This window comes from Actinokineospora sp. NPDC004072, assembly GCF_053604195.1.
Genome location: NZ_JBSGHB010000003.1, coordinates 18,892 through 44,579, shown reverse-complemented (window position 1 = coordinate 44,579; position 25,688 = coordinate 18,892). Strand labels below are relative to the sequence as shown.

Here is a 25,688-nt window from a genome sequence, read left to right as displayed (position 1 = left end):
GGCGGACGTCAGACCGCCGCGGCTGCCAGCACCTCGTCGAGCAGCACCTCGGCCTTGCCCTCGTCGGTGCCTTCGGCCAGCGCGAGCTCGCTCACCAGGATCTGCCGGGCCTTGGCCAGCATCCGCTTCTCGCCTGCGGACAGGCCGCGGTCCTTCTCCCGCCGCCAGAGGTCGCGCACCACCTCGGCCACCTTGTTCACGTCACCGGACGCGAGCTTCTCCAGGTTGGCCTTGTACCGACGCGACCAGTTGGTCGGCTCCTCGGTGTGCGGAGCGCGCAGCACATCGAACACGCGGTTGAGGCCCTCCTGGCCCACGACGTCCCGGACGCCCACGATCTCGGCGTTGTCAGCGGGAACGCGGACCGTGAGGTCGCCCTGCGCGACTTTGAGGACGAGGTACTTCTTCTCCTCGCCCTTGATCACGCGGGTCTCGATCGCTTCGATGAGTGCGGCACCGTGGTGCGGGTAGACGACGGTCTCTCCGACCTTGAAAACCATGTGTCCTCTGCCCCTTTCGCTGGTCCCATCTTAACACGAGTCGCACTCCCGAACAGCTCAACCCGCGTTCGGTCTGCGCAGGTCACAGGCCAGATGGGGGGTTGACAACGGCCCTTCGATCGTGCTCGCCCAGCTCTTGGCCGGAATGCCAAAATCTCCACAGTGGACCTGATCATCACCGTGCTTTCGCCCACCACGCGCGGTCGCGGGTGATTGCGGCGGCTACCCTTCGGTCCGAACGCAAGCCTCAACCGCAGGAGCCCACCCGTGAGCCGTGCAGAGCAGAACTCGTCCGGTCGGTTGCGCCGCGCGTCCCTGGCCGTCGGCCTGGCCGCGCTCCTGGCCACGGCGGCCTGCGGCGCGGGGCAGATCACCCAGACGGACTCCCAGCTCCCGGCCGTCAACGGGGTCAACGCCGACGCGGGCGGCATCGCCGTCCGCAACGCCGAGCTGGCCTACCCCGACGGCGGCCACTACCCGCAGGGCGGCCAGGCCGCGCTGATCGCGGCGCTGATCAACCCCGGCACCGAGTCCGACACCCTGGTCGAGGTGTCGAGCCCGATCGCCCGCTCGGTCACCCTCACCGGTGACACCGCGCTGCCCGGTGGGGTGACGTTGTCGGTCGGCACCCCGAACGAGGACTTCAAGGCCGAGCCCCCGACGGCGACGACCACCTCGGCGACCACCACCGCGCCCACGACCACCGGGACGGGCGGCGCGACGACGACCGGGGCGACCACCGCGGCCACCACGACCACCACGGCGCCTGCGGGCACCACGGGCGCGGTCGAGCGCGGCAAGCTGACCATCCTGCTCGACGGCCTCACCGAGGACCTCTATCCCGGCCGCGTCTACCCGGTCACCTTCGTCTTCGCCAAGGCGGGCGCGGTGACCCTGCAGCTGCCGATCGCCGCCCCCGCGGAGTCGCGCCAGTCCTCGGGCTCCGGCTCCTCGGGGCACTGACCCGGGCTGCTGACGCCCCGTCCCCGCGGGTTCGGTGACCCACCGCCATGCGGTCACCGGGCCTGTCGGGGCCGGGCGATAGCGTCGCCGCGTGGTGAGCAAGGGCGGGTACCGCTGCGCCGAGTGCGGCACCGCGGTCGTCAAGTGGGTCGGGCGGTGCCCGGAGTGCCAGGCGTGGAACACCCTGCGCGAGGTCGCGCCGTCGCGGCCCGGCCGGGTGGCCGCGGGCGCGCCGAGCGCGCCCGCCCGGCCCATCGATCAGGTCGACGTCGAGTCCGCGCGGGCGCAGTCCACCGGGGTCGGCGAGCTGGACCGGGTGCTGGGCGGCGGGCTCGTGCCCGGGGCGGTCGTGCTGCTGGCGGGCGAGCCCGGGGTCGGCAAGTCGACGCTGCTGCTCGAAGTCGCCTACCAGTGGGCCAGGCGGGCCAGCGGGCCGACGCTGTACGTCACCGGCGAGGAGTCGGCGGGCCAGGTGCGGCTGCGGGCCGAGCGCACCGGCAACGTCGACCCGAACATGTTCCTGGCCGCCGAGAGCGACGTCTCCGCGGTTATGGGCCACGTGGACGACATCAAGCCCGGCCTGCTCGTCGTGGACTCGGTGCAGACGCTGTCGTCGCCGGAGGTCGACAGCACCCCGGGCGGCGTCACCCAGGTGCGGGCGGTCACCGCCGCGCTGGTCGCCCTCGCCAAGGACCGGTCGCTGCCGGTGCTGCTCGTCGGGCACGTCACCAAGGAGGGGTCCATCGCCGGGCCCCGGGTGCTGGAGCACCTGGTCGACGTGGTGCTGCTGTTCGAGGGCGACCGCCACTCCAGCCTGCGCATGCTGCGCGGGGTGAAGAACCGGTTCGGGCCCGCCGACGAGGTGGGCTGCTTCGAGCTGGTCGACCGCGGCATCGTCGACGTCCCCGACCCGTCCGGGCTGTTCCTCAACCGCCACGACGTCGGCGTGCCGGGCACCGCGGTCACCGTGGCGATGGACGGCAAGCGGCCCATGCTGGTGGAGGTGCAGGCGCTCGTCGCCAGCTCCCCGCTCAACACCCCGCGGCGGGCGGTCAGCGGCCTCGACTCGGCCCGGGTGGCGATGGTCCTGGCCGTGCTGGAGCGCCGCGGCGGCGTCCGGCTGGGCGACCGGGACGTCTTCGCCGCGACCGTCGGCGGGATGAAGGTGGCCGAGCCGGTGGCCGACCTCGCCGTCGCGCTCGCCGTGGCGACCGCGGCCAAGGACGTCGCCCTGCCACCGGATCTCGTCGTCCTCGGCGAGGTCGGCCTGGCCGGGGAGGTGCGCCGCGTCGGCGGTGTGCGCGCCCGCCTCGCCGAGGCCCTGCGGCTGGGCTTCACCAAGGCCCTCATCCCACCCGACTGCGGCGATGTGCCCGACGGCCTCCAGGTCCGCGTGGTCCGCGACCTCGGGTCGGCGATGAACAACCTCCAGGTCCTGCGGGGATAGCTCAGTAGTTCGTCCACTCCTGGCGGGAGTAGCGCAGGATGACCGGGTCCATCAGCGTCGACGCCCGGACGTCCGCGGGGGCGCGCCGGTCCGGGGGGAAGACGGCGGCCGCGGCCAGCGTCGGCTCGTCCAGCGAGCGCAGCGGCAGGCCGGGCAGGCGCAGCGCGGGGGTCGTCCGCGCTGCCAGGTGGAAGCCCCACTCGCCGAATGACGGCACGGTCACCTGGTAAGCGGCGGTGGCCAGCCCGGCCTCCCGCAGCGACTTCTCGATGCACCAGTAGGCGTGCGGGGCGAAGAACGGGGAGCCCGCCTGCACCACGATCCGCCCCTCGGGGGCGAGGGCCTGCGCGACCAGGCCGTAGAACTCGATCGAGTAGAGCTTGGCCGTCGCCGTGGAGTCGGGGTCGGGCATGTCGACCACGATGACGTCGTAGTCCGCGGTCACGGTGCGCAGCCAGGTGAAGGCGTCCTCGGTGCGGACGGTGACCCGCGGGTCGTCCAAGGAGCGCCCGTTCGCCTCGACCAGGCGCTCGTCGGTCCTGGCCAGCTCGATCATCGCCGGGTCCAGCTCGACCAGCGTGACCGCGCTGACGTCGGGGTAGCGCAGCACCTCGCGCAGGGCCAAGCCGTCGCCGCCGCCGAGGATGAGCACCCGGCCGTGCGGCCCGGCCATCGCCGGGTGCACCAGCGCCTCGTGGTAGCGGTACTCGTCGACCGAGCTGAACTGGAGGTCGCCGTTGAGGAACAGCCGCACGTCCCGGTTGCCCGACAGCGCCACCGACTCGGTGATCACGATGTCCTGGTAGGGGGTGCGCTCGGCGTGCACCACCGGGTCGGCGTAGAGCGCCTGCCGCGCGGTGACCTCGAAGTCCTCGGCCAGCGCGTACGCCCCGCCCAGCACCCCGAACACCGCGATGGCGCCGCCGACCAGGACCGCCTTGCCGCGCCTGCCGATCTCCCCGCGGAACACCGTCAGCACCAGGCCGAGCCCGGCCACCGCGTTGACGATCCCCACCACCAGCGCGCCCTCGATCTGCCCGAACACCGGCAGCAGCACGAACGGGAACGCCAGCCCGCCCAGCAGCGCGCCGACGTAGTCCGCGGCGAAGAGGTCGGCGACCGCCGAGCCCGCCGCCTGCGCCCTGATCCGCTGGAGCAGTTCCATCAGCAGCGGGATCTCCGCGCCGATCAGCACGCCCAGCGCCAGCGCCATCGCGATCAGCGCGGGGGTGTAGAGGCTCAGCCAGGCGAACGCGGCGTAGAGCAGCAGCACGCTCAGGCCGCCCAGCAGGGCCAGCACCAGCTCGACCAGCGCGAAGGACACCGCGGCCCGCCGTTGCAGCGGCTTGGCCAGCAGCGCGCCGATGCCCATCGCGAACACCATCAGCGACAGCACGATCGACGCCTGCCCGACGGTGTCGCCGATCAGGTAGCTGCCCAGCGCGACCAGCGCCAGCTCGTAGACCAGGCCGCAGGCCGCGCAGATGAAGACGGTCGCCAGCAGCGCCACCCGCGCCGGACGGGCGCGGGCGGGTCCGTCGACCGCCTGCTCGCTCACGTGATCGCGGCGGCGATCACCACGGCGACGACCAGGTGCGCGACCGCCGAGACCCACACGCCGGGGTGGTGCTCCTCGGCGCAGATGACCTCGCCGAGCTTGCCCGGGGTGAGCACGTCGATGATGACGAACGACAGCGCCATGATCGCCAGGCCGAGCAGGCCGTAGACCGCGGTGTTGGCCAGGCCGGTGCCCAGGTCGTCGGCGCTGGTCAGGATCGCGGTGGTCAGGATGATGCCGATGCCGAGCAGCCCCGAGCACAGCAGGATGGCGGCGTTGCGGTTGCGCTCGGTCCAGATCAGGTCGGCCAGCCTGCCCGGGGTGGCCACGTCGACCAGCACGTAGCCCAAGGCCATCAGCACCAGCCCGGCGCCCGCGTAGGCCAGGGTGCCGAGCAGTCCGGTCAGCAGTTCGGACACGGGGGTTACCTCGCTTCTCTCCCGCGGATGCGGATGGTCAGACCGACGATGAGGCAGAGCAGGGCCAGGCCGCCGACGACGCCCAGGGCGATCAGCCCGCCGGTGTGGTTGCCGACGAAGTCCGAGCCGGGGCGGCCGATCGGCGTCGCGGGCGCGGCGGCGGCCGGGGTGGTCGGCAGCGGCTCGACCACGCCGTCCTCGGCCATCAGCAGGGGCAGCGCCAGCGCGCCGTAGCCGACCGCGGCGGCGGGCTCGGCCAGCAGCGCCTCCTGGGTGACGCCCAGCCGCTCCAGGTCGACGGCGGAGGGCTCGGGCAGGCCGGGGGAGGCGTGGACGATGATGCTGGCCGAGTCCTCGAACGAGCTGCTCTCGGACTCGTAGTCGACCCGGGCGTCCACCCAGACGTAGCGCTGGCACTCCTCGGCGCTGGTGCCCGCGCCGCGGCTGGACCCGCTGCTGACCACCTCCTCGTCGCTGGGCTTGTCCGCGTCGGTCAGCACCCAGCCGTAGCAGATGCCGTGCGCCTCCTCGGCCTCGGCGAGCTTCTGCACGAGGTCGGCGGTCTCCTGGCCGGTGGGCACCGAGACCGTGAGGTCGTTGTCGTCGCTGCTCGCCGCGCCCGCGATCACGGCGACGATGACCGCCACGCACGTGCCCACCACGATGAGCCACGCGACGGGCTTGGAGAGCTTCTTGGCCTGCTGCTCGCTCACTTGCCCGCCCCCGGTCCGCGGCCGCGGAAGGACTCGCCGTGCCCGGAGGTCCAGCCCCACGAGCTGCTGACGTGCGAGTGGTAGCGGCGGTAGGCGCGGTCGACGTCGTCGACGCGGATGACGCTGCCGCCGTTGTGCGGGCGCACCAGCACCATGTCGTCGTTGTAGCGCAGGTAGACCCCGCTGGCGTCGGCGTACTGCGCCACCGGCTTCCACGCCCCGACGATGGCCGCGGTGACCGTGCTCGGGTCGGCGGTGCTGGTGTAGGCGATCTCGTCGTCCTGGTCGAGGTTCGCCGCGCGGGTGTAGCTGTCCTGCACGTAGTCGCGCACGGAGGTGCCGCGGGCGAGCATCGTGATGGCGATGATCGCGGCGATCGCGGCGAAGATGCCCGCGATCCAGAACCAGGTCTTGGGCTTGGTCGTGGTGCTCATGCCGACGCCGCCGGGAAGATCTTGACGTCGTAGGTGGACAGCCGCTCGCCGGTGGCGGCCTCCCAGGGTGCGTCCCCGTAGGACTCGAAGGACAGCAGGCGGTCGCCGCTCTCGTAGTCGTGGTAGCGGACCGTGCCGTCCTGGAGACCGGTCGTGGCCTCGGTGGTGTAGGCGGCGGAGCCCTTCTCGTCCGAGGTGTACTCGCGGCCGTCGAAGGCGATCTTGCGGGGACCGGGCTGCAGGTCGGTGTCCACCTCGGTCCAGGCGACGAGCACGAGGTCGGGGTCCTCCTCGACGGAGAGCCAGACCCGCTCCTCGGCCGCGGTCTCCAGCAGGTGCTCCGACCAGGTCCACCCGCCCTCGTCGCAGCGCAGGGAGCCGCGCACGGAGTAGGGGACGCCGCGCAGCTCGACCAGGTCGCCTGCCCTGAGGCGGCGCGGGTCGCCGTAGACGGCGTGGTGGTCGTCGTCGGCGAAGGGGTCCTTCGGCGGCGGCGGCTGCGCTGGTTGCTGCTGCCGCTTGCGCAGCACGAGGCCCGCGATGAGCGCGCCGACGGCCGCGGCCACCACGATCAGCAGGACGATGCCGAGCGCGTCCACTTGCGACCCCCTACCCGATTGGCTGAATCAGCCCGGGACTGTAGGGGATCGCGGGTCAGAGCTGCCGCAGGAGTGTCCTAATCGCGACCAACGGCACGACCAGGACGCCGCCGTCGGGGTTCTTCGAGTCGCGCAGGGCGGCGGCGGTGGGCGTCACGGCCACCTCGACGCACTGGCCGCCGCCCGCGCTGCGGCTGCTCTTGCGCCAGGTCCCGCGCTCGCTCATCCGTACTCCTTCAGCATCGTGGTGATCATCTCCCGGGAGGCGTCGAGGTCGGCCGCGGCCACGCGCAGCCGCTCGAACGCCTGGCTGTACCTCTCGATGACGGCCAGGTCCTCCGGGTAGGTCGCGCCCTGGAAGTCCTCCAGGTAGAGCAGCGTGCCCTGTTCCGGCAGCCGCAGCAGCGTGAACGGGCGGTAGACCACGAAGGTGTGATCGTTGTTGGGCGTCGGCGCGGCCCGGAACGGCAGGATCCGCAGGCTGACGTTGGGCAGCTTCGACAGCTCCAGCAGCTTGCCGAGCTGGCCCGCCATCACCTCGTCGTCGCCGATCACCCGGTGCAGCACGGCCTCCAGCATGACCACGTCCACCCGCGAGGGCCGCCGGTCGTCGCGGGTGAGGATCTCCTGGCGGTCCATCCGCTGCTCGACCCGGAAGTCGATCTCCGAGCGGCCGGCCACCGGCGTCCACGCCTGCATGAGCGCCCTGGCGTAGTCCTCGGTCTGGAACAGGCCGGTGACGACCTCGTTCTCGTAGATCGCCAGCTGGGTGGCCTCCTCCTCCATCGCGATGAAGCGGCGGAACCACGGCGGGATGCTGTCGTAGTAGGCGTTCGCCCGCCGCCGCAGCTTGCTGGCCGCGTGCAGGCGCAGGGCGTCGGCCACCGCCTCCTCGCTTGCCCGGTAGACGTCGAGCAGGTTGAGCAGGTCGGCCTGGCTGATCCCCTGCTTGCCCGTCTCGACCCGGCTGATGGTGGCGTTGGAGGTGCCGACGGCCCGGCCCGTCGTCATCGTGGAGAGCTGGTTGCCCGTGCGCAGCGCACGCAGGAGCAGCCCGAGCTGAATGCGCGCGACCGCGGGGTCCTCGATTGGCATGGGGCGATCATTTCGACCGCGGATTGCAGCGGCAAGGATGATCACCCCATCGTGTACTGGCGTGATTTGGTAGTGCGATCTTGTATCGTTAGCCGCTTCTCGAAGTGGCTACTTCCCCTGGCGGAAAACGGTTTGGCGCTGTGGAGAAAGCGATCGGCCGAACGGGACAATGATCGGTCGCATTCGATCCGGCGCATATCCGCATCGCATTGCGCCGGTCAGCGGGTCAGGTTGCGGTGCAGCTCGTACAGCCTGCCGGACAGCGCCCGCCGGTCGGCCGGGCCGACCATCACGCGATCGCCGGGCAGCGTCAGGTTGAGGTAGCGGCCCTGCACGGTGTCGGCGTAGCGCAGCGGCCACTCCACGCGGTGGCGGCGGCCGGAGTTGTCGCGGACTGCGGTGAACAGCTGCCCGCCGCCCGTCGTCGGCAGCGCGGTGATCCGCTGGATCTCGCGCACCTGCGGCGGGGCCGCCCGGGTGCCGACCCCGGCGGCGGTGCGCTGCCGACCGTCTGCCGAGTTCCGCACGTCCTCGCCGAAGACGGTGATCACCTGGCCGCGCCCGGGCGGCACCTCCGGCGTCTGCGCCACCAGCGCCTCCGCGGGCGCCTCCGGGTTGACCGGGGTGATGGTGACCATGCCGTCGTCGTTCATCACCAGCAGGGCGGTGCGCCCGGTCACCGCGACCAGGACGCCCGCCGTCCGCTTCTGCTGGCTGATCCAGCCGTAGAACTCCGCCCGCGGCGTGCACAGCATCGCCAGCGTGGCCAGCATGTCCGCGTCGACCCGCCCGCGGTGGTCGATGCCACCGGCGCGGGCGAGCTCGTCGCGGGCCATCTGCTCGGCCAGCCGGTCCTCATCGCGCGGGAACCACAGGGCCTCCGGCGCGATGGCGGTGTGCAACTGCCCGAGCCGTTCGGCCTTCACCGTCCGCGCGACGGTGTTGACCGACAGCCTGAGCGGCCTGTCCAGCACCTACTACTCCCCAATCACCGGCGGAGCCGTCATCTGGTCGGTCCCGAACAGGCTGTCCGGGTCGTCTTCGACGAGGAAGGAAGCCCGCGTGTGCTCCTCGTCCTCCCCGCCCTGGCCGCGTGCCCCCGCGCCGCCACCGCCCATCGGCGCGCCACCGCGCCCACCGGCCCCGCCAGCGCCCGCCGCGCCGCCGAGCCCACCGGCCCCGGCGCCGCCGCCGAACCCGCTGCGGGCCCCGGCCCTGGCCTCCTCGGCGCCGACGCCCATGCCCGGCCCGAACCCGGCCCCGCCTGCGCGCGGCCCGCCGTTCGGCCCACCGGACGCGCCCGGCCCACCGGGCATGCCCGGCCCGCGCGTCGGCGGCGTGCCACCCGGCCCACCAGGCCCGCCGGGCACCCCCGGCGGACGGCCACCCGGCACCCCCGGCGGACGCCCGCCCGGATTGCCGCCGCCCGGCCCACCGCCCGGCGGGTACGGGCCACCGGGCGGGTACGGACCGCCAGGCGGGTAGGGGCCACCGGGCGGGTACGGCCCGGGTCCCGGCGTCGGACCGGGGTAGGGCCCCGGCGTCGGACCCGGGTACGGCCCGGGCCCACCGCCCGGGGGCGGCTGGTAGCCGCTGGGGTTGGTCGGGTCGTACCCCGACGGGTTCGTCGGCGGCCTGCCCCCGGTGTCCCAGCTGCCCCGGTTGTCATCGGGGCTGCCCGACGGCGGCGTCACATTCCGCCACCCGTCCCCGGTCCCGTTGCCGTCGCCATCCCCGCCGCCACCGGGCTTGTTCACGGTGATCTGCGAGTTGTCGGGCTGCATCTGCCCGTACTGCGTGGGCATGCTCTCACCGTTGTAGAGCGACGCGCTCTCATAGGCCTGCATGACCTGCACGTTGTTGTCGTTGGCCGCCCGATTGGCCTGGACCTGCTTCTCGTAGTCGTCCCCGGCCCCACCGAGGCTGAACACGTTGTCCCAGAACCCCGGCTCCTCCGGCACATCCGGCACCGGCTGCACCTGGCTCTTGGCCGTGTTGTACGACTCGACCTGCCGGTTGGTCAGGTCCTGCACGTTGTGCAGCTCCGGCTGCGCCAGCTCGTGCTCCACCGCCAGCGGCCCGGCGCCGCGCTGCGCGGCCCCCGCCGCGGGCCCCTCCCAGATCGCCTCCATGTCGATGGCCAGCGACCGGATCTCGGCGGCGAGCGTGTCGTACTCCTGCTTGGCCCCGTCGACCTTCGTGGCCGCCTGGACCAGCTCCTCACCCCCGCGACCGTTGACGAAGTTGTCGTAGATCGCCTGGCCGGACATGCACTGCATCTGGAACGACATGGCTCAGCCTCCGCCCTTCAGGGTGTCGACAACTGCTGCGGCAACGTCCTTGATCTGGTCACACGCCTGGGCCTTGTCCCCGCGGCTGATGGTCGCGGAGAAGTGCAGCTCATCGGTCACGCCGACGGAGATGGTGCAGTAGCCCCGCGCCCGGTTGTCGCTGGCGTGCTGGAAGACGCCCGGATAGCCGCTCACGGTCGTCGGCTCCCAGTACGCCCACTGCCCCTGCTGCTGCCCCCGGTAGAGGTCGGCCAAGCCGTTCTTGTTGGCGGTGATGTAGGACACCGCGATCGTGACCAGGTCCTCGTTCTTCCAGAGGCAGGAGGGATCGGTGTCCTCCGGATCCGAGCTGAACTCCTGGAAGCCGCCCAGGGTGCGCAACTGGGCGGAGGTGAGGGAGGTGCACGGGTCTTCGAGCTGCTTCGCCGCGTCCAGCGGGTTCTCGACGTGCGGCGCGCCGAAGCGGTCGTCCCCCGCGGCGGTCGTCGTGGTCGTCTCGGCCGAAGGGGGCGCCGTGGTGGTCGCACGTCCGTCGCCGGGGGTGGGCGTTCCGCTCTCGCTGCACGCACTGAGCCCGATGGCGCAGGCGGCGATGACGGCCGCTCCGATGAACCGCGTCGACATGTCGGTCAGGCTCCAGAATTGTTGACGGTGGCGGTGTTCTCGCTCTCAGTGCCTGCGTAGTCCGCGCGAGCAGCCTGCAATTTCTTGATGTAGCCCGCGGCGTAGTCCGCCATCACGATGTTGTGCTCGAGCGCGGCCTGGAGGCTGGCCTTGGTCTTCTCCGCCTCGAAGTTGCTCGGGCCGTCCTCGGCCGGGGGCAGGACGTGCGCGAGCGCGTCGTCGAGCTTGCTGCGGCTCTCGTCGATCTTGTCGAGGATGCCCTGCCAGCGGGTGATGAGGGCGTCGAGTTCGGCGAGGCTGGAGATGGCGAAGCGGCCGCCTTCGCCGCCGCCGCCGGAGGAGTACATGGCGGTGGCGGCTGGGCCGAGGAAGGGCAGGCGCTCCAGCACGCTGATCAGGTTGACCTGCTGGTCGATCTGGTCGCCCGGTGCGGGCGGCTGGTCGTTCGTGGGCTCGGTACCGGTCCCGTCCGGCATGGATGCCTCCCCGTCGCACACCTGTATCCGCCCGACAGGGTACCGATCGGGCGGATCAGGCATGGGCCGATTGGGGAAATCAGGCGGACAGCAGTTGGGCGCACCTGATCAGACCCAGGTGGGAGTACGCCTGGGGGTGGTTGCCCAGCGACCGCTCGGCCACCGGGTCGTACTCCTCGGGGAGCAGGCCGGTGGGGCCCGCGGCGTCGACGATCTGGGCGAAGAGGTCCTCGGCCTCGGTGCGCCTGCCGGTGAGCAGGTACGCCTCGATCATCCACGCCGCGCACAGGTGGAAGCCGCCCTCGTCGCCGGGCAGGCCGTCGTCGCGGTGGTACCGGTAGACGGTCGAGCCGCTGCGCAGCTCGGCCTCGGTCGCGGTGACGGTCGCCTGGAAGCGGGGGTCGGCGGGGTCGATCAGGCCCACCATCCCGATCAGCAGGGTCGCCGCGTCGAGGTCGGTGCCGTCGTAGGCGGTGGTGAAGGACTGGACCTCTTCGTTCCACCCCTTGGTCAGCACGTCGTTGGCGATCTCGTCGCGCAGCGACTCCCACTCGGGCTCCAGCGCGCGGCCGTGCGCCTTGCCGAGCTTGATCGCGCGGTCGATCGTCAGCCAGCACATGACCTTGGAGTACACGTGGTGGCGCGGCCGGTGCCGCTCCTCCCAGATGCCGTGGTCGGGCTCGTGCCAGCGGCGGGCGACGGCCTCGGCCATCGCGCACACCATGCGCCAGTCGTCGTCGGTCAGCGAGCCCCTGGCCTCCGACAGCGCCGCGACGAGGTCGACCACCGGGCCGAACACGTCCAGCTGGACCTGCTGGTTGGCCAGGTTGCCCACCCGCACCGGGCGCGAGCCCGCGTAGCCGGGCAGGGTGTCGATCACGGCCTCGGGCGGCAGCGTCGTGCCCGCGATCGTGTAGAGCGGGTGCAGCCGCTCCGGGCCGGGCAGGGTCGCCAGCACCGCGTGCAGCCAGCGCAGGAACGCCTCGGCCTCGGCCAGCGAGCCCAGCGACACCAGCGCCTTGGCCGTCATCGATGCGTCGCGCAGCCAGCAGTAGCGGTAGTCCCAGTTGCGGATGCCGCCGATCTCCTCGGGCAGCGAGGTGGTCGCCGCCGCCATGATCGCGCCGGTCTCCTCGTGGCAGAGCCCGCGCAGGGTCAGCGCCGAGCGGGCGACCAGGTCCTTCTCCACCGGCGGCAGCACGAGCGTGTCCAGCCAGCGCGACCAGTACGCCCCCGCGACCGCCTTGCGCTCCTCGACCGGCACCGGGTGCGGGTCGAGCTCGTCGGTGCCGCAGCGCAGCTCGAAGACCACCGGCTCGTCCGGCCGCAGCTCCACCCGCGCCCGGGCCGAGTCGTGCATGCCGTCGGAGACGATCTCCCAGGCGACGCCGGGGGAGCGCAGCGCGATCGGCTCGCCGGTGCCCTGCACCAGCAGCCCGTCGGCGCGCGCCTCCAGCCGCACCTGCACCTGCCCGAACTCCGGCCGCGGCGCGAACTCCACCAGCGCGGTCGTGCTGCCGCTGAGCACCCGGGTGAGGTCGGTGCGGAAGGGCTCGGCGTCGTTGTCGAGGAAGTCGGTGACCAGCAGGCCCGACCAGCGGGTCTCCACGGTCATCGTGCCGGGCAGGTACCGCTGGCCCAGCGGCAGCCCGCCGCGCTCGGGGGAGACGCTGAAGTGCCCGGCGCCCGGCCCGCCGAGCAGGTCGGCGAAGATCGAAGCGGAGTCCGGTTCCGGGTGGCAGAGCCAGGTCAGCCGCGCGTCCGGAGTCACCAAGGCGACCGAGCGCTCGTTGGCCAGCATCGTCAGCCGCTCGATCGGCACCGCCTGCTCGCCGTACAGCCACGCCCTGCGCTCCTCCAGGAGGAACGCCAGCATGGTTGCGACCGCCGTCGGGTCATCGATGCGGTAGCCCGCAAGCGATTCCCCGTCGCCGACCTTGATGCCCAGGTCCGGGCCGGTGATGCGGGCGAAGGCCTTCTCGTCGGTCACGTCGTCGCCGACGAACACCGTCGCCGTCGCGCCCGCCTGGTGGCGCAGGATGTCCAGCGCGTGGCCCTTGTCGGTCTGCACGACGGCCAGCTCGATGACCGCCTTGCCCTCGGTGACGTGCACGCCGTCCCAGGTGCACGGCCCCTTGCGGACCGCGTCCAGCACGCGCGCCGCGACGTCGGCGTCGGCGCGGCGCACGTGCACGGCGATGCTGGCGGGCTTGACCTCCAGCTGCACGCCCGGCTCGCCCTCGACCAGGATCTCCAGGTCGGCCTTGAGCCGCCGGTGCAGCCGCCGCGCGTCGGCGTCGATGGCGTGCACGAAGCCCACGTCGAACTCCGAGCCGTGCGAGCCGACGAGGTGGACCTCCGAGGGCAGGCGGGACAGGGTGGCCAGGTCGCGCAGCGCGCGCCCGGAGATCACCGCGGCGGTGGTCTCGTGCAGTCCTGCCAGCGCCCGCAGCGCGTTCACCGCTTCCGGGAGCGGCCGCGCTTGCTCGGGGTCGTTGACGATGGGCGCGAGTGTGCCGTCGTAGTCGCAGGCGACCAGCAGGCGCGGAGTGCGGGCGATCTGGACGATCGCGCGCCGCAGCTCGGCGGGCAGGGCCTCGGCGGTCAACGCCTTCTCCTCAGGATGTGCGGGGGCTCGGTTCTCTCAATGGTTGCTGTCAGGGTCCAGCGCGTCTAGGAACGAGCGAGCCCAACGGTCGACGTCGTGCGTGAGCACCTGACGCCTCAGAGCGCGCATCCTACGGCGACCCTCCGCTGGATCGATCGTGAGGGCTGCGTGCATGGCGTTCTTGACGCCGTCAAGATCATGGGGGTTGACGAGGAAGGAGCTGGTGAGCTCGGCGGCCGCGCCCGCGAACTCGCTGAGCACGAGCGCCCCGCCGAGGTCGTGCCTGCACGCGACGTACTCCTTGCACACCAGGTTCATGCCGTCGCGCAGCGGCGTGACGAGCATGACGTCGGCGGCGGAGAAGAACGCCGCCAGCTCGGCCCGGTCGACCGACTGGTGCAGGTAGTGCACGACGGGGTGCCCGACCCGGCCGAACTCGCCGTTGATCCGGCTGACGGTCAGCTCGATCTCGTCGCGCATGCGCTGGTAGTGCTCGACCCGCTCGCGGCTGGGCGTGGCGAGCTGGATCATCACCACGTCGGCCGGGTCGACCCGGCCCTCGGACAGCAGCTCGCGCAGCGCGTTGAGCCGCAGGTCGATGCCCTTGGTGTAGTCCAAGCGGTCGACGCCGAGCATGACCTTCTTCGGGTTGCCCAGGTCCGCGCGGATCTGCTGGGCCCGGCTGATCGTCTCCTTCTTGCGGGCCAGCGCGTCCAGCCCGGCGGAGTCGATGGAGATCGGGAAGGCGCCCACCCGCACGGCGCGGTCGCCGACCTGGATGACGCCGGGCCGCGTGCGCACGCCGACCGCGCCGCGGGTCGGCTCCAGGCCCAGCAGCCGCCGGGCCAGCCAGAGGAAGTTCTGCGCGCCGCCGGGCCGGTGGAAGCCGACGAGGTCGGCGCCGAGCAGCCCGCGCACGATCTCGGCCCGCCACGGCAGCTGCATGTAGAGCTCGGTCGGCGGGAACGGGATGTGCAGGAAGAACCCGATCCGCAGGTCGGGGCGCTGGTCGCGGAGCATCGCAGGCACCAGCTGCAGCTGGTAGTCCTGCACCCAGACCGTCGCGTTGGGCGCGGCCGCCTTCGCGCAGGCGTCGGCGAAGCGGTGGTTGACCTTGACGTAGGCGTCCCACCAGGCCCGGTCGAACACCGGCGGGGCCACGACGTCGTGGTAGAGCGGCCACAGCGTGGCGTTGGAGAAGCCCTCGTAGTAGTCGCGCACCTCGGTCGCGGTCAGGCCGACCGGGCGCAGCGCCAGGCCGTCCTCCTCGAAGTCGTCGACCTCCGCGTCCGGCACGCCCGGCCAGCCGACCCAGGCGCCCTTGTGGTTGCGGAGGAAGGGCTCCAGGGCGCTGACGAGCCCACCGGGGCTGTGCTTCCAGCGGGTGGTGCCGTCGGGGAGGCGCTCCAGGTCCACCGGCAGACGGTTGGCCACGACGATGAAGTCCGAGCCGTTTCTGCTGCTCACGAGCGGTTGCCTCCTCATAGTTGCCCTCTTTCGAGGCTAACCAGGGTTGGCCCGTCGCGCGTCCTGCGTCTGGTGGGGAAGGGGGTGGCGGCGCTCACGTTCGCTACTCCAGGCGCCGCCTGGTGGGCCGCAGCGGCCCGGACATCCGCGGCCCGGCGATCTTGCGCTCGAGCCTGCTCAGGCCCGTGCGGACCGGCTGGGCCAGGAATTCGCCGAGCACCACGCCCGCGGCCAGGGCCAGCGCGATGGCCGCGGCGGTCATCAGGGTGGGGATGCCGGTGGTGCTCTTCTCGATGGCCAGCTCGTAGAGCGCGCGGTAGGTGGTCAGGCCGGGCAGCAGCGGCACCATCCCGGACACGGCGATGACCAGCGGCGGCATCCGCAGCCTGCGCGCGATGAGCCCGCCCGCGAACCCGACGGCGACCGCGGCCCCAGCCGATGCGGTGATGGGCCCGGTGCCGCTGAGCGACAGCGCGCCGTACCCGGCGGCCCCGAGCCCGCCCGCCGCGCTGGCGATGAGCAGGGCCTTGGGGGTGGCGTAGCTGGCCAGGGCGAAGCACCCGGCCGCGGCGGCGCCCGCGAGCGCCTGCACGGGCAGCCGCAGCGCCGTCTGCGGCAGCGGGTCGGCCAGCGGCTGGTAGGGCATCCCGAGCGAGACGGAGATGTTCAGCGCGAGCACGACGCCCGCGATGAGCCCCGCGGTCATCAGCGAGACCTCCATCGCGCGGCCCGCGGCGGTGACGTTGTACCCGGAGATCGCGTCCTGGACGGTGGAGACGACGGAGAGCCCGGACAGCAGAACTGTGATGGCGGCTCCGACGAGCACGGTCGGCCGGGCGGCGGGCAGCACCCCGCTGGACAGCAGCGCCAGCGCCCCGCCCGTCGCCAGCAGGCCGCCTGCGAGCTGCTGGAAGAAGAAGGGCAGGGCCCGCCGGTTGAGCACCCGCCCCACCCGGTCGACGACGGCGGTGATCAACGCGGCCCACGCGGCCATCGCGGGCTGCCCGCCGATGAGGATGGTCACCGCAGCGGCCATCCCCGCCCACGCCAGCGTCGCCACCCACCGCGGGTAGGGGTGGTTCGCGTTGACGATCCGGTCCAACTCGGTGTGCGCGTCCTCGAGCGCGACCCGGCCCGCGGTGATGTCGCGGACCAGGGTCTCCAGGTGCGCCAGCCGCGTGTAGTCCAGGCTGCGCGAGCGCACGACCCTCAGCGAGGTCACCGGGGACATCTCCGTGCCCCGGTGGCAGGCGATGGTGATGGAGGTGAAGATGACGTCGACCTCGCAGTGCGGCAGCCCGTACGCCCCGGTCACGGCCAGCATCGTCGCCGTGACATCCGCCGCCCCGGCCCCCGACGCCATCTGCACGTCCCCGACCCGCAGCGCGAGATCCAGCACCACGTTGACCCGCCGGTCATCGGGCAGCTCTGGCCCGTGCACCGCCCCCCACACCGGCGGCTCGGCCTTCGTCTGCCACCACATCCCATTCGCCCGCCCCCGCTGAGCGAACCACACCACTACCACCTCCTACCTGATTGATCGGATGACCCCACCAGTACGTTGCAGTGGCCGCCCCCACGCTCGGGTAACTCCCCGCTACCCGCAACCGCGCAGCCCTTAGGATGACCCCCGGCGCGCCCACCACCCGCGCCCACGCCGGCATAGCTCAATTGGCAGAGCACTCGCCTTGTAAGCGAAAGGTTGCGGGTTCAAGTCCCGCTGCCGGCTCTCTACCAGCGTAGGTAGCCCCGCTCCGTGCGCGCCCAAGATCCGCGGAGAGTCACTCGCGGCAACGGCCCGCAGATCTGGGGCAGCTCACATGGGGATGGCGGACCCCGGCAAGCGCCTGCGCACCAAGTTCCGCGTCCGAGTTGGAAGAACGCGCCTGCAGCAGAGGTGCACATCGAACTGCGCCGAGGCAGCCGCCGCCGCGAGGTCAGCCGTTTATTAACACCATGAACGAGCCGCGCGAGTCGGTGTGATCAAGCACAAGCGCCCACCCAGCCGCCGTCCCGCCGCGGCTGCCCAACCCCTACTGCGCCGAGACCAACTGCACGGCCCTCGAATGCCAGCCCCACCGCAGCAGACCGCTGCTGAAGTCGACAGTCCCCAAGACTCACTCCGCATCCAGGTGCCTTGGCGCGCCGCAGCCCGCTGGGATTGGGCTCACCTTCAACCTCCGCCGAGGTCGCCAAGATCCATCCAACCCAACCCCGCCAGCCGAACCCGCCCCGGGCAGCCCAGATCACCGCGACCTGGCGCAAAGCCCCCACAGAACAATTTTCTGTGCAGCCGTCGAGACCAGCCCCGCGTACGCGGGGACGACGGGCCGCCAGCTCTGCCCGAAGGCCGAGGAGAGGGACCAGCCCCGCGTGCGCGGGGACGAGGTGCTGGCCGGTTCCGGCCTGACCGCCTCGGGGGGACCAGCCCTGCGTGCGCGGGGACGACACCAGGTCGTAGGAGATCGAGCGGTGGAAGTGCGGACCAGCCCCGAGGGCGCGGGGACGACATGGAGGACGACATGCCCAACCTGCACGACCTGGGACCAGCCCCGCGTGCGCGGGGACGACGGCCCACGACCCTGGGCTAACGGGCGCGGGACCGGACCAGCCCCGCGTGCGCGGGGACGACCCACTGATAACCCGTGCCATCGAGGAGAACACCGGACCAGCCCCGCGTGCGCGGGGACGACGATCGACGGTGTTCCGGCGATGGCGATGGCGTGGGACCAGCCCCGCGTGCGCGGGGACGACGCCAGGTGGTAGGGCTCCACGTAGAGGCGCAGCGGACCAGCCCCGCGTGCGCGGGGAGGACCAACCAACGATGCGCCCGTCAAGAACCCGGCGAGGACCAGCCCCGCGTGCGGGGACGACTCGTGCTCCTCGATGCTGACCCGCGCGCCGCAGGGACTAGCCCCGCGTGCGCGGGGACGACCCAATCGGGCGGTCGCCTTCGTGCTTGGAGGGAGGACCAGCCCCGCGTGCGCGGGGACGACCACACGCCAGGACGTCATAATTTCTTTTGTCGGGGACCAGCCCCGCGTGCGCGGGGACGACAGTCGGTCTCGGCCGCGAGCGGCGCGCAGGCCGGGACCAGCCCCGCGTGCGCGGGGACGACTACATCGAGCCGCACCACGCCACCGACGACGGGGGACCAGCCCCGCGTGCGCGGGGACGACCGAGGAGCCTTTCATCAGGCACCGTTCCTGGGGGGACCAGCCCCGCGTGCGCGGGGACGACTTGGCCATCTCGATCTGCGCCCGCCGCGTGCCCGGACCAGCCCCGCGTGCGCGGGGACGACACTTGCTGACCAGGGACGATAGCGCGTCATGGGGCGTTCTGGAATCAGTTTGCGCACTTTTCAGCTAGTGTTGAATTAGTAGGGCTTGGAAGCGGTTGGGTGATGTGATGGGTCAGTAGGCTTTGGTGGATTGATCGACTTGGGGGAGGTGGTTCAGGTGGGGGCGACGACGACGTTGTGGCGTCCTACTGGGCCGGAGGAGTTGGAGTTGGTTCGGCGGGGTGGGTGGCGGGCTTGGCCTGCGCGGCTTCCCGAGCAGCCGATCTTCTATCCCGTGCTCAACGAGGAGTACGCGATCAAGATCGCGCGGGAGTGGAATGTGCCTCATCACGGGGTCGGGTATGTGACGCGGTTTCGGGTGGACGCGGAATTCCTGCGGCGGTATCCCGTGCAGCAGGCCGGGGGCCGGACGATCTTGGAGCTGTGGGTGCCCGCTGAGGAGCTCGACGAATTCAACCGGCACATCGTCGGGCTGATCGAGGTCGTGCACGAGTTTCGGTGAGGTGGGTGGCGTGGTCTCGCGCGCGGGCTGGGGACGCGGAATACTCGACGGCGTTGCCTACCGGGAAGGGGTTTGCTGTGCACGCCCGATCTGGAGACCGGCTGGTGGTCCACGGCAAGGTCGTGGGCAGGCACGACCGGGTGCTGGAGATCGTCGAGGTGTTGGGGGTCGATGGGGCGCCGCCCTATCGGGTCCGCGACGGGGTGGGGCACGAGACGATCGTGCACCCGGGCCCGGACTGCATCGTTGAGCCGCGACAGGCGAGCGACTAACGGTGGGTCGGGCGGGGGCGATCACCCGGGTATGGGGGAGATGATCCGCGCCGGGGCGGCCACCGACGTCGGGGTCGTGCGGTCCGGGAACGAGGACGCGCACCTCGTCGCCGACGGGGTGTACCTCGTCGCCGACGGGATGGGCGGGCACGTGGCCGGGGAGGTGGCCAGCGGGCTGGCCGTCGCCGTGGCCAAGGGGCTGGTCGGGCGGACCGTCAAGCCCGAAGATGTGCGCGCCGCGGTGCTGGAGGCCAACGCCGCGATCCTCGCCGCGGGCCGCCGCGACCCCCTCTACCGCGGGATGGGCACCACCCTCACCGGGCTGTGCCTGGCCGACTTCCAGGGCGCGCCGCACTGGGTCGTGTTCAACGTCGGCGACTCGCGGGTCTACCGGCACGCCGACGGCGTCCTCACCCAGCTGACCACCGACCACACCGAGCTGGCCGAGATGGTCCAGGCGGGCGACATCGCGCCGGAGGAGGCCGTCGGCCACCCGCTGGGCAACGTCCTGACCCGCGCCCTGGGCATGACCCCCGCGCCCGAGCCCGACCTCGACGTCTTCCCCACCGCCGCCCCGGAGCGGTTCCTCATCTGCTCCGACGGCCTCACCCTGGAGGTCCCGGAGACCGACATCGCGGGCGTGCTCGCCGACGTCGAAGACCCGGGCGCGGCCGCGGAGCGGCTGGTCGAGATGGCCGTGGACGCCGGGGGCCGGGACAACGTGACCGCCGTCGTTGTGGACCTGCGGCAGTGAGCCTAACCTCAGCTAGGTAATCCTTACCTAACCGAGGAGAGGCTCATGCGGGTCGTCATGTTCGGCTTTCAGACCTGGGGGCACCGCACCCTCCAAGCCCTGCTGGAATCCGAGCACGAGGTGGTCATGGTGGTGACCCACCCGCGCGGCGAGGGTGCCTACGAGCGCATCTGGGCCGACTCGGTGGAGGAGCTGGCGCAGGCCAGCGGCATCCCCGTCCTCATCCGCGAGAAGGCTGACGACGACGACCTCATGCAGGCCCTCAAAGAGGCCGACCCGGACGTCATCGTCGCCACGAACTGGCGGACCTGGATCCCGCCGCGGGTGTTCACCCTCCCGCCGAAGGGCACCCTCAACGTCCACGACTCGCTGCTGCCCGCCTACGCCGGGTTCTCCCCGCTCATCTGGGCCCTCATCAACGGCGAGACGCACGTCGGCGTCACCGCCCACATGATGGACGAGACGCTCGACGCCGGGGACATCGTGGCGCAGGAGGCGGTCGAGGTCGGTCCGCGGGACACGACGAAGGACCTGTTCGACAAGACCCTGCCGCTGTTCGGCAAGCTCACCGTCGAGGGGCTGGCCCGCATCGCCCGCGGGGACACCGACTTCACCCCGCAGGACCGCACCAAGGCCAGCTTCTTCCACAAGCGCTCCGCCGAGGACCTGCGCATCGACTGGACGTGGGAGGCCGAGGAGCTGGACCGGCTCGTGCGGGCCCAGTGCGCCCCCTACCCCAGCGCCTTCACCTACCACCGCGGGCGGAAGCTGGAGATCGTGGAAGCCCGGGTGTCCGAGGCCGTCTACGGCGGCACCCCCGGCCGGATCTTCTACCGCGAGGGCGACGGCGTGGCCGTCGTCGCGGGCGCGCAGGCGCGACGGGGGCGCAGCAAGGCGCTGCTGGTGACCAGGGTCCGGACGGACGAGGGCGTTGAACTGACCGCGCACGAGTACTTCACCCGCATGGGCGGCTACCTGACCGCCCAGCCGTAGGCGAGAGACGCAGGCCACTCCCGAGCACCCCTTCATTAGGTTAGCCTTACCTCCGTTCGGTCAAGATTGGCGACGGAGGGGCAACGTGACCACAGAGGTGTACGACCTGGTCGGCATCGGATTCGGCCCGTCCAACCTCGCCCTGGCGGTCGCCGTCGACGAGCACAACCGGCGGCACCCGGAGCGCGCCCTGCGCAGCCTGTTCTGCGAGCGGCAGGCGCGGTTCGGCTGGCACCGGGGCATGCTGATCCCGGACGCCACCATGCAGGTCTCGTTCCTCAAGGACCTGGTGACGATGCGCGACCCGGCCAGCGACTTCAGCTTCCTGTGCTACCTGCGCGACCGCGCCCGGCTGGTCGACTTCATCAACCACAAGACGATGTTCCCGCTGCGCACCGAGTTCCACGACTACTTCGAGTGGGCCGCGGAGCGGGTCGCCGACCAGGTGCGCTACGGCGTCGAGGTGATCTCGGTGCGGCCGGTCGAGGTCGACGGCGAGGTCGCGTGGTTCGACGTCGTGGCCACCCCGGCGGGCGAGGACGGCGTGGTCTCCTTCCGCGCCCGCAACCTCGTCGTCGCAACCGGGCTGCGGCCGGTGCTGCCTGAGGACGCCGAGACCTCCGACCGCGTGTGGCACAACATCGAGCTGATGCACCGCATCGGGTCGCTGGAGGGGGCGGGCCGGGTGCTCGTCGTCGGCGCGGGGCAGAGCGGCGCGGAAACCGTGGCGCAGCTGCATTCCACGCTGCCGGGCACCGCGGTCACCGCCGTGTTCGCCAAGTACGGCTACACCCCCGCCGACGACAGCCCGTTCGCCAACCGCATCTTCGACCCCGCGGCCGTCGACGACTTCCACGGCGCCAGCCCGGAGGTCAAGGCGATGCTGATGGGCTACCACCGCAACACCAACTACTCCGTGGTGGACCTCGAGCTGATCGAGGAGCTGTACCGCAGGGAGTACCGGGAGAAGGTCGAAGGCGTGCGGCGGCTGGACATCCGCTCGGCCTCGCGGCTGCGGTTCGTGCGGGAGACCGACGACGCGGTCTACGCCGCCGTCGAGCACCTGCCGACCGGCGCGGTGGAGACGCTGCGCTGCGACGCGGTGGTCTATGCCACCGGGTACCGACCGGGCGACGTGTTCGAGCTGCTGGGCCGCGCGGGCGCGGTGTGCGAGCGCGACGCGGCCGGGCAGGCGGTCGTCGAGCGCGACCACCGCCTGCGCACCGCGGGCAACGTCACCGCGGGCATCTACCTGCAGGGCGGGACCGAGCACACGCACGGGCTCACCTCGACGCTGCTGTCGAACACCGCGGTGCGCGTCGGGGAGATCCTGGAGTCCGTGCTGGCCGGTGCGTCTCGCCCACAGCGAACGCCGGTGCGCGCTGTCGGTGCTCCGGCGTAGCTTCGGCCGCATGGCAACCCTTGTCACCTTCCACGCCCATCCCGACGACGAGTGCATCAGCTGCGGCGGCATCATGCGCAAGGCCGCCGACGCCGGTCACCGGGTCGTCCTGGTGGTTGCGACCAGGGGCGAGGTCGGCGAGGTGCCCGACGGCTTCCTGGACCCGGGCGAGCAGCTCTGGGAGCGCCGCGTGGCCGAGACCAGGGCCGCCGCGGAGATCCTGGGCGTGGCGCGGGTGGAGTTCCTCGGCTACCGCGACTCCGGCATGGCGGGCACGGCCGACAACGACCACCCGGCCGCCTTCGCCCGCGCCGACGTCGAGGACGCCGCGCGCAAGCTCGCCGACATCCTCGCCGACGAGCGCGCCGACGTGCTGACCGTCTACGACGACTTTGGCGGCTACGGCCACCCCGACCACATCCAGGTCCACCACGTCGGCTACCGCGCCGCCGAGCTGGCGGGCACCCCGCGGGTCTACCAGGCGACGATGAACCGCGACCAGATCCAGGCCGATGCCGCCGCGGCCCGCGACCGCGGCGAGACCGACTGGGGGCCGCCGGAGGACTTCGAGGTCGGCAAGCCGGAGGCCGAGCTGACCGCGGCCGTGGACGTCACCGCCTACCTGGGGGTCAAGCGGGCCGCGATGCGCGCCCACGCCAGCCAGATCGCCGAGGACTCCTTCTTCCTGGCCATGCCCGACGACGAGTTCGCCCGCGCCTTCGGCACCGAGTGGTTCATCCGCCGCGGCGCGGGCCCGGGCATCACCGAGACCGACCTCATGGCGGGCCTCTAGGCCCCCGCCCACCGCGCCGAGGCCGCTGGGGGTGGCCTCGGCGCGGTGGGCGCTCCTTCAGCCGCCCGGCGCGTTCGGCAATACCGTGGAGGGTGCGCCCGCGACCCGCGGCGGCCGGTAGCACAGGCCAGTTGCAAGCGACAACCGAACTGTTGGGCTCCTCACCGGGGTTTCTGCGTCTGCGCAGGTGGGGCGGGGTGCGCAAAACGCCATAACCGGTAATCCGGGAACGTCCCTGTTACGTTGCCTTGGTATGTCCGGAAAGCACCAGATCGGAAAGCCGACCACCCGCGACGGCGCGGCCATGTGGCGAATCGCGCGCGATTCCGGGACGCTGGACCTGAACTCCTCCTACGCATATCTGCTGTGGTGCCGCGATTTCGCGGAGACCTCGGCCGTCGTGCGCGCCGATGGCGCTGCCGTCGGTTTCGCCATCGGATTCCTGCGCCCGGCCGACCCGCAGACGCTGGTGATCTGGCAGATCGCCGTCGACGCCGCCCAGCGCGGCCGGGGCCTGGCCGGGCAGCTGCTCGACCACCTCGTCGAGCGCCTCGCCGAGCGCGGCGTGCGCTACCTGGAGACCACGATCACCCCGGACAACACCGCATCGATCGCCCTGTTCGACGGCTTGGCCCGCCGCCGCGGCGCGCGCCGGGAGGCCACCGCGCTGTTCGCGGCCGACGCCTTCCCCGACGAGCACGACCGCGAGGACCTGCACCGGATCGGCCCCCTGCAGCCCGTTGCCGTTCCGGCGTGAGCACCGCGCAGCACAACCCCTGCCGAAACCCTGGATGGTGAGTGGATGAACGTCTTCGAGACGACCGAATCCGAGGTACGCAGCTACTGCCGCAGCTGGCCGGTCGTCTTCGACCGCGCTGTCGGCGCCCGCATGTACGACGAGTCCGGCCGCGAATACCTCGATTTCTTCGCGGGCGCGGGCGCGCTCAACTACGGGCACAACAACCCGGTGTTGAAACAGGCCGTCATCGACTACATGATGGCCGACCGGGTGACCCATTCGCTGGACATGAACACCGCGGCCAAACGCGAGTTCCTGGAGACCTTCCTGGAAATCGCGCTGGTCCCGCGGGAGCTGGACTACAAGGTCATGTTCCCCGGCCCGGCGGGCGCCAACGCCGTGGAGGCGGCGCTGAAGCTGGCCCGCAAGGTCACCGGCAGGCAGTCGGTCATCAACTTCACCAACGCCTTCCACGGCATGACGCTGGGCGCGCTGTCGGTCACCGGCAACTCGCTCAAGCGCGGCGGCGCGGGCGTCCCGCTGGTGCACGCCACCCCCATGCCCTTCGACAACTACCTCGACGGCAAGGTCGAGGACTTCCTGTGGTTCGAGCGGCTGCTCGGCGACAGCGGCAGCGGGCTCAACGAGCCCGCCGCGGTGATCGTGGAGACCGTGCAGGGCGAGGGCGGAATCAACGTCGCCCGCCCGGAGTGGCTGCGCGGGCTCGCGGAGCTGTGCAAGCGCCACGGCATGCTGCTCATCGTCGACGACGTGCAGATGGGCTGCGGCCGCACCGGGCCGTTCTTCAGCTTCGAGCAGGCCGGGATCGTGCCCGACATCGTGTGCCTGTCGAAGTCCATCGGCGGGATGGGGCTGCCGCTTGCGGTGACCCTGCTGCGCCCGGAGCTGGACATCTGGGAGCCCGGCGAGCACAACGGCACCTTCCGCGGGATCAACCCCGCCTTCGTCGCCGCCACCGCCGCGCTGCGGGAGTACTGGACCGACGACACCCTGGAGAAGGGCACCCTGGCCAAGGGCGAGCAGGTCGGCCGGGTGCTGGAGGACCTGGCCGAGTCCCACGGGCTCAAGGCCAAGGGCCGCGGGCTGGCCAGGGGCCTGCAGTTCGCCGACGGCGCCACCGCGGGCGCGGTGTGCCGGGCGGCGTTCGAGCGGGGCCTGCTGCTGGAGACCGCGGGGCCGGAGGGCGAGGTGGCCAAGCTGATGCCGCCGCTGACCGTGACCGAGGACGAGGTCGACGAGGGCCTCGCCGTGCTCACCGAGGCCGTGACCGCGGTGCTCGGGAAGGGGGACGCATGATCGTGCGCACGCTGGCCGAGATCACCGGCACCGACCGCGACGTGGAGACGCCGAACTGGCGCAGCAAGCGGATCGTCCTGGCCGGGGACGGCGTCGGGTTCTCCCTGCACGAGACCGTGCTCGACGGCGGCACGGTCAACGACTTCTGGTACGCCAACCACGTCGAGGCCGTCTTCGTCGTGGACGGCGAGGGCGAGCTGCTCGACAAGGAGACCGGCACGACCTACCAGCTCGGCCCCGGCTCGATGTACCTGCTCGACGGGCACGAGCGCCACCAGCTGCGCCCCAAGACGCGGATGCGCACGGTGTGCGTGTTCAACCCGCCGGTGACCGGCCGCGAGGTGCACGACGAGAACGGCGTCTACCCCTTGATCGTCGAGCCGACCGCATCCTGATCCACGAGGACCCCAAGGAGGACAGA

General features: G+C 71.8%; 26 protein-coding genes, 1 tRNA gene and 2 CRISPR repeat arrays. Of the genes, 12 read left to right on the top strand and 15 right to left on the bottom strand.

All coding sequences use genetic code 11. The features are described from left to right. Nucleotides 1-8: 8 nt before the first annotated feature. Nucleotides 9-500 (bottom strand): CarD family transcriptional regulator, encoded by a 492-nt coding sequence (locus ACWEPX_RS04975; protein WP_189208689.1) that lies wholly within the window; start codon nt 498-500, stop codon nt 9-11. Nucleotides 501-767: 267 nt separating this feature from the next. Between ACWEPX_RS04975 and ACWEPX_RS04970 the strand changes: the two genes are divergently transcribed. Next, complete coding sequence (locus ACWEPX_RS04970; protein ID WP_451895783.1) at nt 768-1,463, top strand: hypothetical protein; 696 nt, start codon at nt 768-770, stop codon at nt 1,461-1,463. 91 nt (nt 1,464-1,554) lie between these two features. Beyond that, on the top strand, nt 1,555-2,910 hold the full coding sequence (gene radA / locus ACWEPX_RS04965; protein ID WP_451895782.1) for a DNA repair protein RadA: 1,356 nt from the start codon (nt 1,555-1,557) through the stop codon (nt 2,908-2,910). A 1-nt stretch (nt 2,911) separates the two neighbouring features. Here radA and ACWEPX_RS04960 read toward each other — a convergent pair whose 3' ends face one another. The 14 genes from ACWEPX_RS04960 to ACWEPX_RS04895 form a co-directional block, all read right to left on the bottom strand. Further along, nucleotides 2,912-4,468, bottom strand: a complete 1,557-nt coding sequence (locus tag ACWEPX_RS04960; RefSeq protein ID WP_451895781.1) for a polyamine aminopropyltransferase — start codon at nt 4,466-4,468, stop codon at nt 2,912-2,914. Further along, nucleotides 4,465-4,887, bottom strand: coding sequence for a DUF350 domain-containing protein (locus tag ACWEPX_RS04955; protein WP_451895780.1), 423 nt, complete (start codon nt 4,885-4,887; stop codon nt 4,465-4,467). Before ACWEPX_RS04955 ends, ACWEPX_RS04960 begins: the two co-directional genes overlap by 4 nt. 5 nt (nt 4,888-4,892) lie before the next feature. Beyond that, complete coding sequence (locus ACWEPX_RS04950) at nt 4,893-5,600, bottom strand: hypothetical protein (RefSeq protein ID WP_451895779.1); 708 nt, start codon at nt 5,598-5,600, stop codon at nt 4,893-4,895. Further along, nucleotides 5,597-6,034, bottom strand: coding sequence for a DUF4247 domain-containing protein (locus ACWEPX_RS04945; RefSeq protein ID WP_451895778.1), 438 nt, complete (start codon nt 6,032-6,034; stop codon nt 5,597-5,599). The genes ACWEPX_RS04950 and ACWEPX_RS04945 overlap by 4 nt, the downstream gene beginning before the upstream one ends. Beyond that, the gene (locus ACWEPX_RS04940) at nt 6,031-6,633 is read right to left on the bottom strand and encodes a DUF4178 domain-containing protein (RefSeq protein ID WP_451895777.1); all 603 of its coding nucleotides are present in this window, start codon (nt 6,631-6,633) and stop codon (nt 6,031-6,033) included. The genes ACWEPX_RS04945 and ACWEPX_RS04940 overlap by 4 nt, the downstream gene beginning before the upstream one ends. Before the next feature lie 55 nt (nt 6,634-6,688). Further along, entirely contained in the window at nt 6,689-6,859 is a 171-nt protein-coding gene (locus ACWEPX_RS04935; RefSeq protein WP_451895776.1) for a DUF397 domain-containing protein, read from the bottom strand. Then, a complete protein-coding gene (locus ACWEPX_RS04930) occupies nt 6,856-7,728 on the bottom strand; it encodes a helix-turn-helix domain-containing protein (protein ID WP_451895775.1) in 873 nt (290 codons plus the stop codon). The genes ACWEPX_RS04935 and ACWEPX_RS04930 overlap by 4 nt, the downstream gene beginning before the upstream one ends. 218 nt (nt 7,729-7,946) lie before the next feature. After that, on the bottom strand, nt 7,947-8,702 hold the full coding sequence (locus ACWEPX_RS04925; protein WP_451895774.1) for an ESX secretion-associated protein EspG: 756 nt from the start codon (nt 8,700-8,702) through the stop codon (nt 7,947-7,949). Between the two features lie 3 nt (nt 8,703-8,705). Beyond that, complete coding sequence (locus tag ACWEPX_RS04920) at nt 8,706-10,019, bottom strand: hypothetical protein (protein ID WP_451895773.1); 1,314 nt, start codon at nt 10,017-10,019, stop codon at nt 8,706-8,708. Nucleotides 10,020-10,022: 3 nt separating this feature from the next. Then, nucleotides 10,023-10,643 (bottom strand): DUF3558 domain-containing protein, encoded by a 621-nt coding sequence (locus ACWEPX_RS04915; RefSeq protein WP_451895772.1) that lies wholly within the window; start codon nt 10,641-10,643, stop codon nt 10,023-10,025. A 5-nt stretch (nt 10,644-10,648) separates the two neighbouring features. After that, nucleotides 10,649-11,119 carry a hypothetical protein gene (locus ACWEPX_RS04910; protein WP_451895771.1) on the bottom strand — a complete coding sequence of 157 codons (471 nt, stop codon included), beginning with the start codon at nt 11,117-11,119 and terminating at the stop codon, nt 10,649-10,651. Nucleotides 11,120-11,198: 79 nt separating this feature from the next. Continuing rightward, a complete protein-coding gene (otsB, locus tag ACWEPX_RS04905; RefSeq protein WP_451895770.1) occupies nt 11,199-13,727 on the bottom strand; it encodes a trehalose-phosphatase in 2,529 nt (842 codons plus the stop codon). A 36-nt stretch (nt 13,728-13,763) separates the two neighbouring features. Then, on the bottom strand, nt 13,764-15,212 hold the full coding sequence (locus ACWEPX_RS04900; RefSeq protein ID WP_451895769.1) for an alpha,alpha-trehalose-phosphate synthase (UDP-forming): 1,449 nt from the start codon (nt 15,210-15,212) through the stop codon (nt 13,764-13,766). 85 nt (nt 15,213-15,297) lie between these two features. After that, a complete protein-coding gene (locus ACWEPX_RS04895) occupies nt 15,298-16,677 on the bottom strand; it encodes a threonine/serine ThrE exporter family protein (protein WP_451896162.1) in 1,380 nt (459 codons plus the stop codon). A gap of 173 nt (nt 16,678-16,850) precedes the next feature. Between ACWEPX_RS04895 and ACWEPX_RS04890 the strand changes: the two genes are divergently transcribed. The 10 genes from ACWEPX_RS04890 (at nt 16,851) to ACWEPX_RS04845 (ending at nt 25,662) form a co-directional block, all read left to right on the top strand. Continuing rightward, nucleotides 16,851-16,923: transfer RNA gene (locus tag ACWEPX_RS04890), tRNA-Thr, on the top strand. A gap of 570 nt (nt 16,924-17,493) precedes the next feature. After that, nucleotides 17,494-18,009: direct repeats of the CRISPR family, unit length 28 nt; unit sequence GGACCAGCCCCGCGTGCGCGGGGACGAC. A 91-nt stretch (nt 18,010-18,100) separates the two neighbouring features. Beyond that, nucleotides 18,101-18,495: a CRISPR direct-repeat array (repeat unit 28 nt; unit sequence GGACCAGCCCCGCGTGCGCGGGGACGAC). A gap of 274 nt (nt 18,496-18,769) precedes the next feature. After that, nucleotides 18,770-18,997, top strand: coding sequence for a hypothetical protein (locus ACWEPX_RS04885; RefSeq protein WP_451895768.1), 228 nt, complete (start codon nt 18,770-18,772; stop codon nt 18,995-18,997). A 77-nt stretch (nt 18,998-19,074) separates the two neighbouring features. Further along, a complete protein-coding gene (locus ACWEPX_RS04880; protein ID WP_451895767.1) occupies nt 19,075-19,269 on the top strand; it encodes a DUF1918 domain-containing protein in 195 nt (64 codons plus the stop codon). 31 nt (nt 19,270-19,300) lie between these two features. Continuing rightward, nucleotides 19,301-20,023, top strand: coding sequence for a PP2C family protein-serine/threonine phosphatase (locus tag ACWEPX_RS04875; protein WP_451895766.1), 723 nt, complete (start codon nt 19,301-19,303; stop codon nt 20,021-20,023). A 45-nt stretch (nt 20,024-20,068) separates the two neighbouring features. Next, nucleotides 20,069-21,016: a methionyl-tRNA formyltransferase gene (locus ACWEPX_RS04870; protein WP_451895765.1), complete on the top strand. Its 948-nt coding sequence runs from the start codon at nt 20,069-20,071 to the stop codon at nt 21,014-21,016. A gap of 85 nt (nt 21,017-21,101) precedes the next feature. Beyond that, nucleotides 21,102-22,418: a lysine N(6)-hydroxylase/L-ornithine N(5)-oxygenase family protein gene (locus ACWEPX_RS04865; RefSeq protein ID WP_451895764.1), complete on the top strand. Its 1,317-nt coding sequence runs from the start codon at nt 21,102-21,104 to the stop codon at nt 22,416-22,418. Between the two features lie 10 nt (nt 22,419-22,428). Further along, nucleotides 22,429-23,211 (top strand): PIG-L family deacetylase, encoded by a 783-nt coding sequence (locus tag ACWEPX_RS04860; RefSeq protein WP_451895763.1) that lies wholly within the window; start codon nt 22,429-22,431, stop codon nt 23,209-23,211. Between the two features lie 253 nt (nt 23,212-23,464). Next, nucleotides 23,465-23,968, top strand: coding sequence for a diaminobutyrate acetyltransferase (ectA, locus tag ACWEPX_RS04855; protein ID WP_451895762.1), 504 nt, complete (start codon nt 23,465-23,467; stop codon nt 23,966-23,968). A gap of 45 nt (nt 23,969-24,013) precedes the next feature. Then, nucleotides 24,014-25,267 carry a diaminobutyrate--2-oxoglutarate transaminase gene (gene ectB, locus ACWEPX_RS04850; RefSeq protein ID WP_451895761.1) on the top strand — a complete coding sequence of 418 codons (1,254 nt, stop codon included), beginning with the start codon at nt 24,014-24,016 and terminating at the stop codon, nt 25,265-25,267. After that, nucleotides 25,264-25,662, top strand: coding sequence for an ectoine synthase (locus ACWEPX_RS04845; protein ID WP_451895760.1), 399 nt, complete (start codon nt 25,264-25,266; stop codon nt 25,660-25,662). The genes ectB and ACWEPX_RS04845 overlap by 4 nt, the downstream gene beginning before the upstream one ends. The last annotated feature ends 26 nt before the right edge of the window (nt 25,663-25,688 follow it).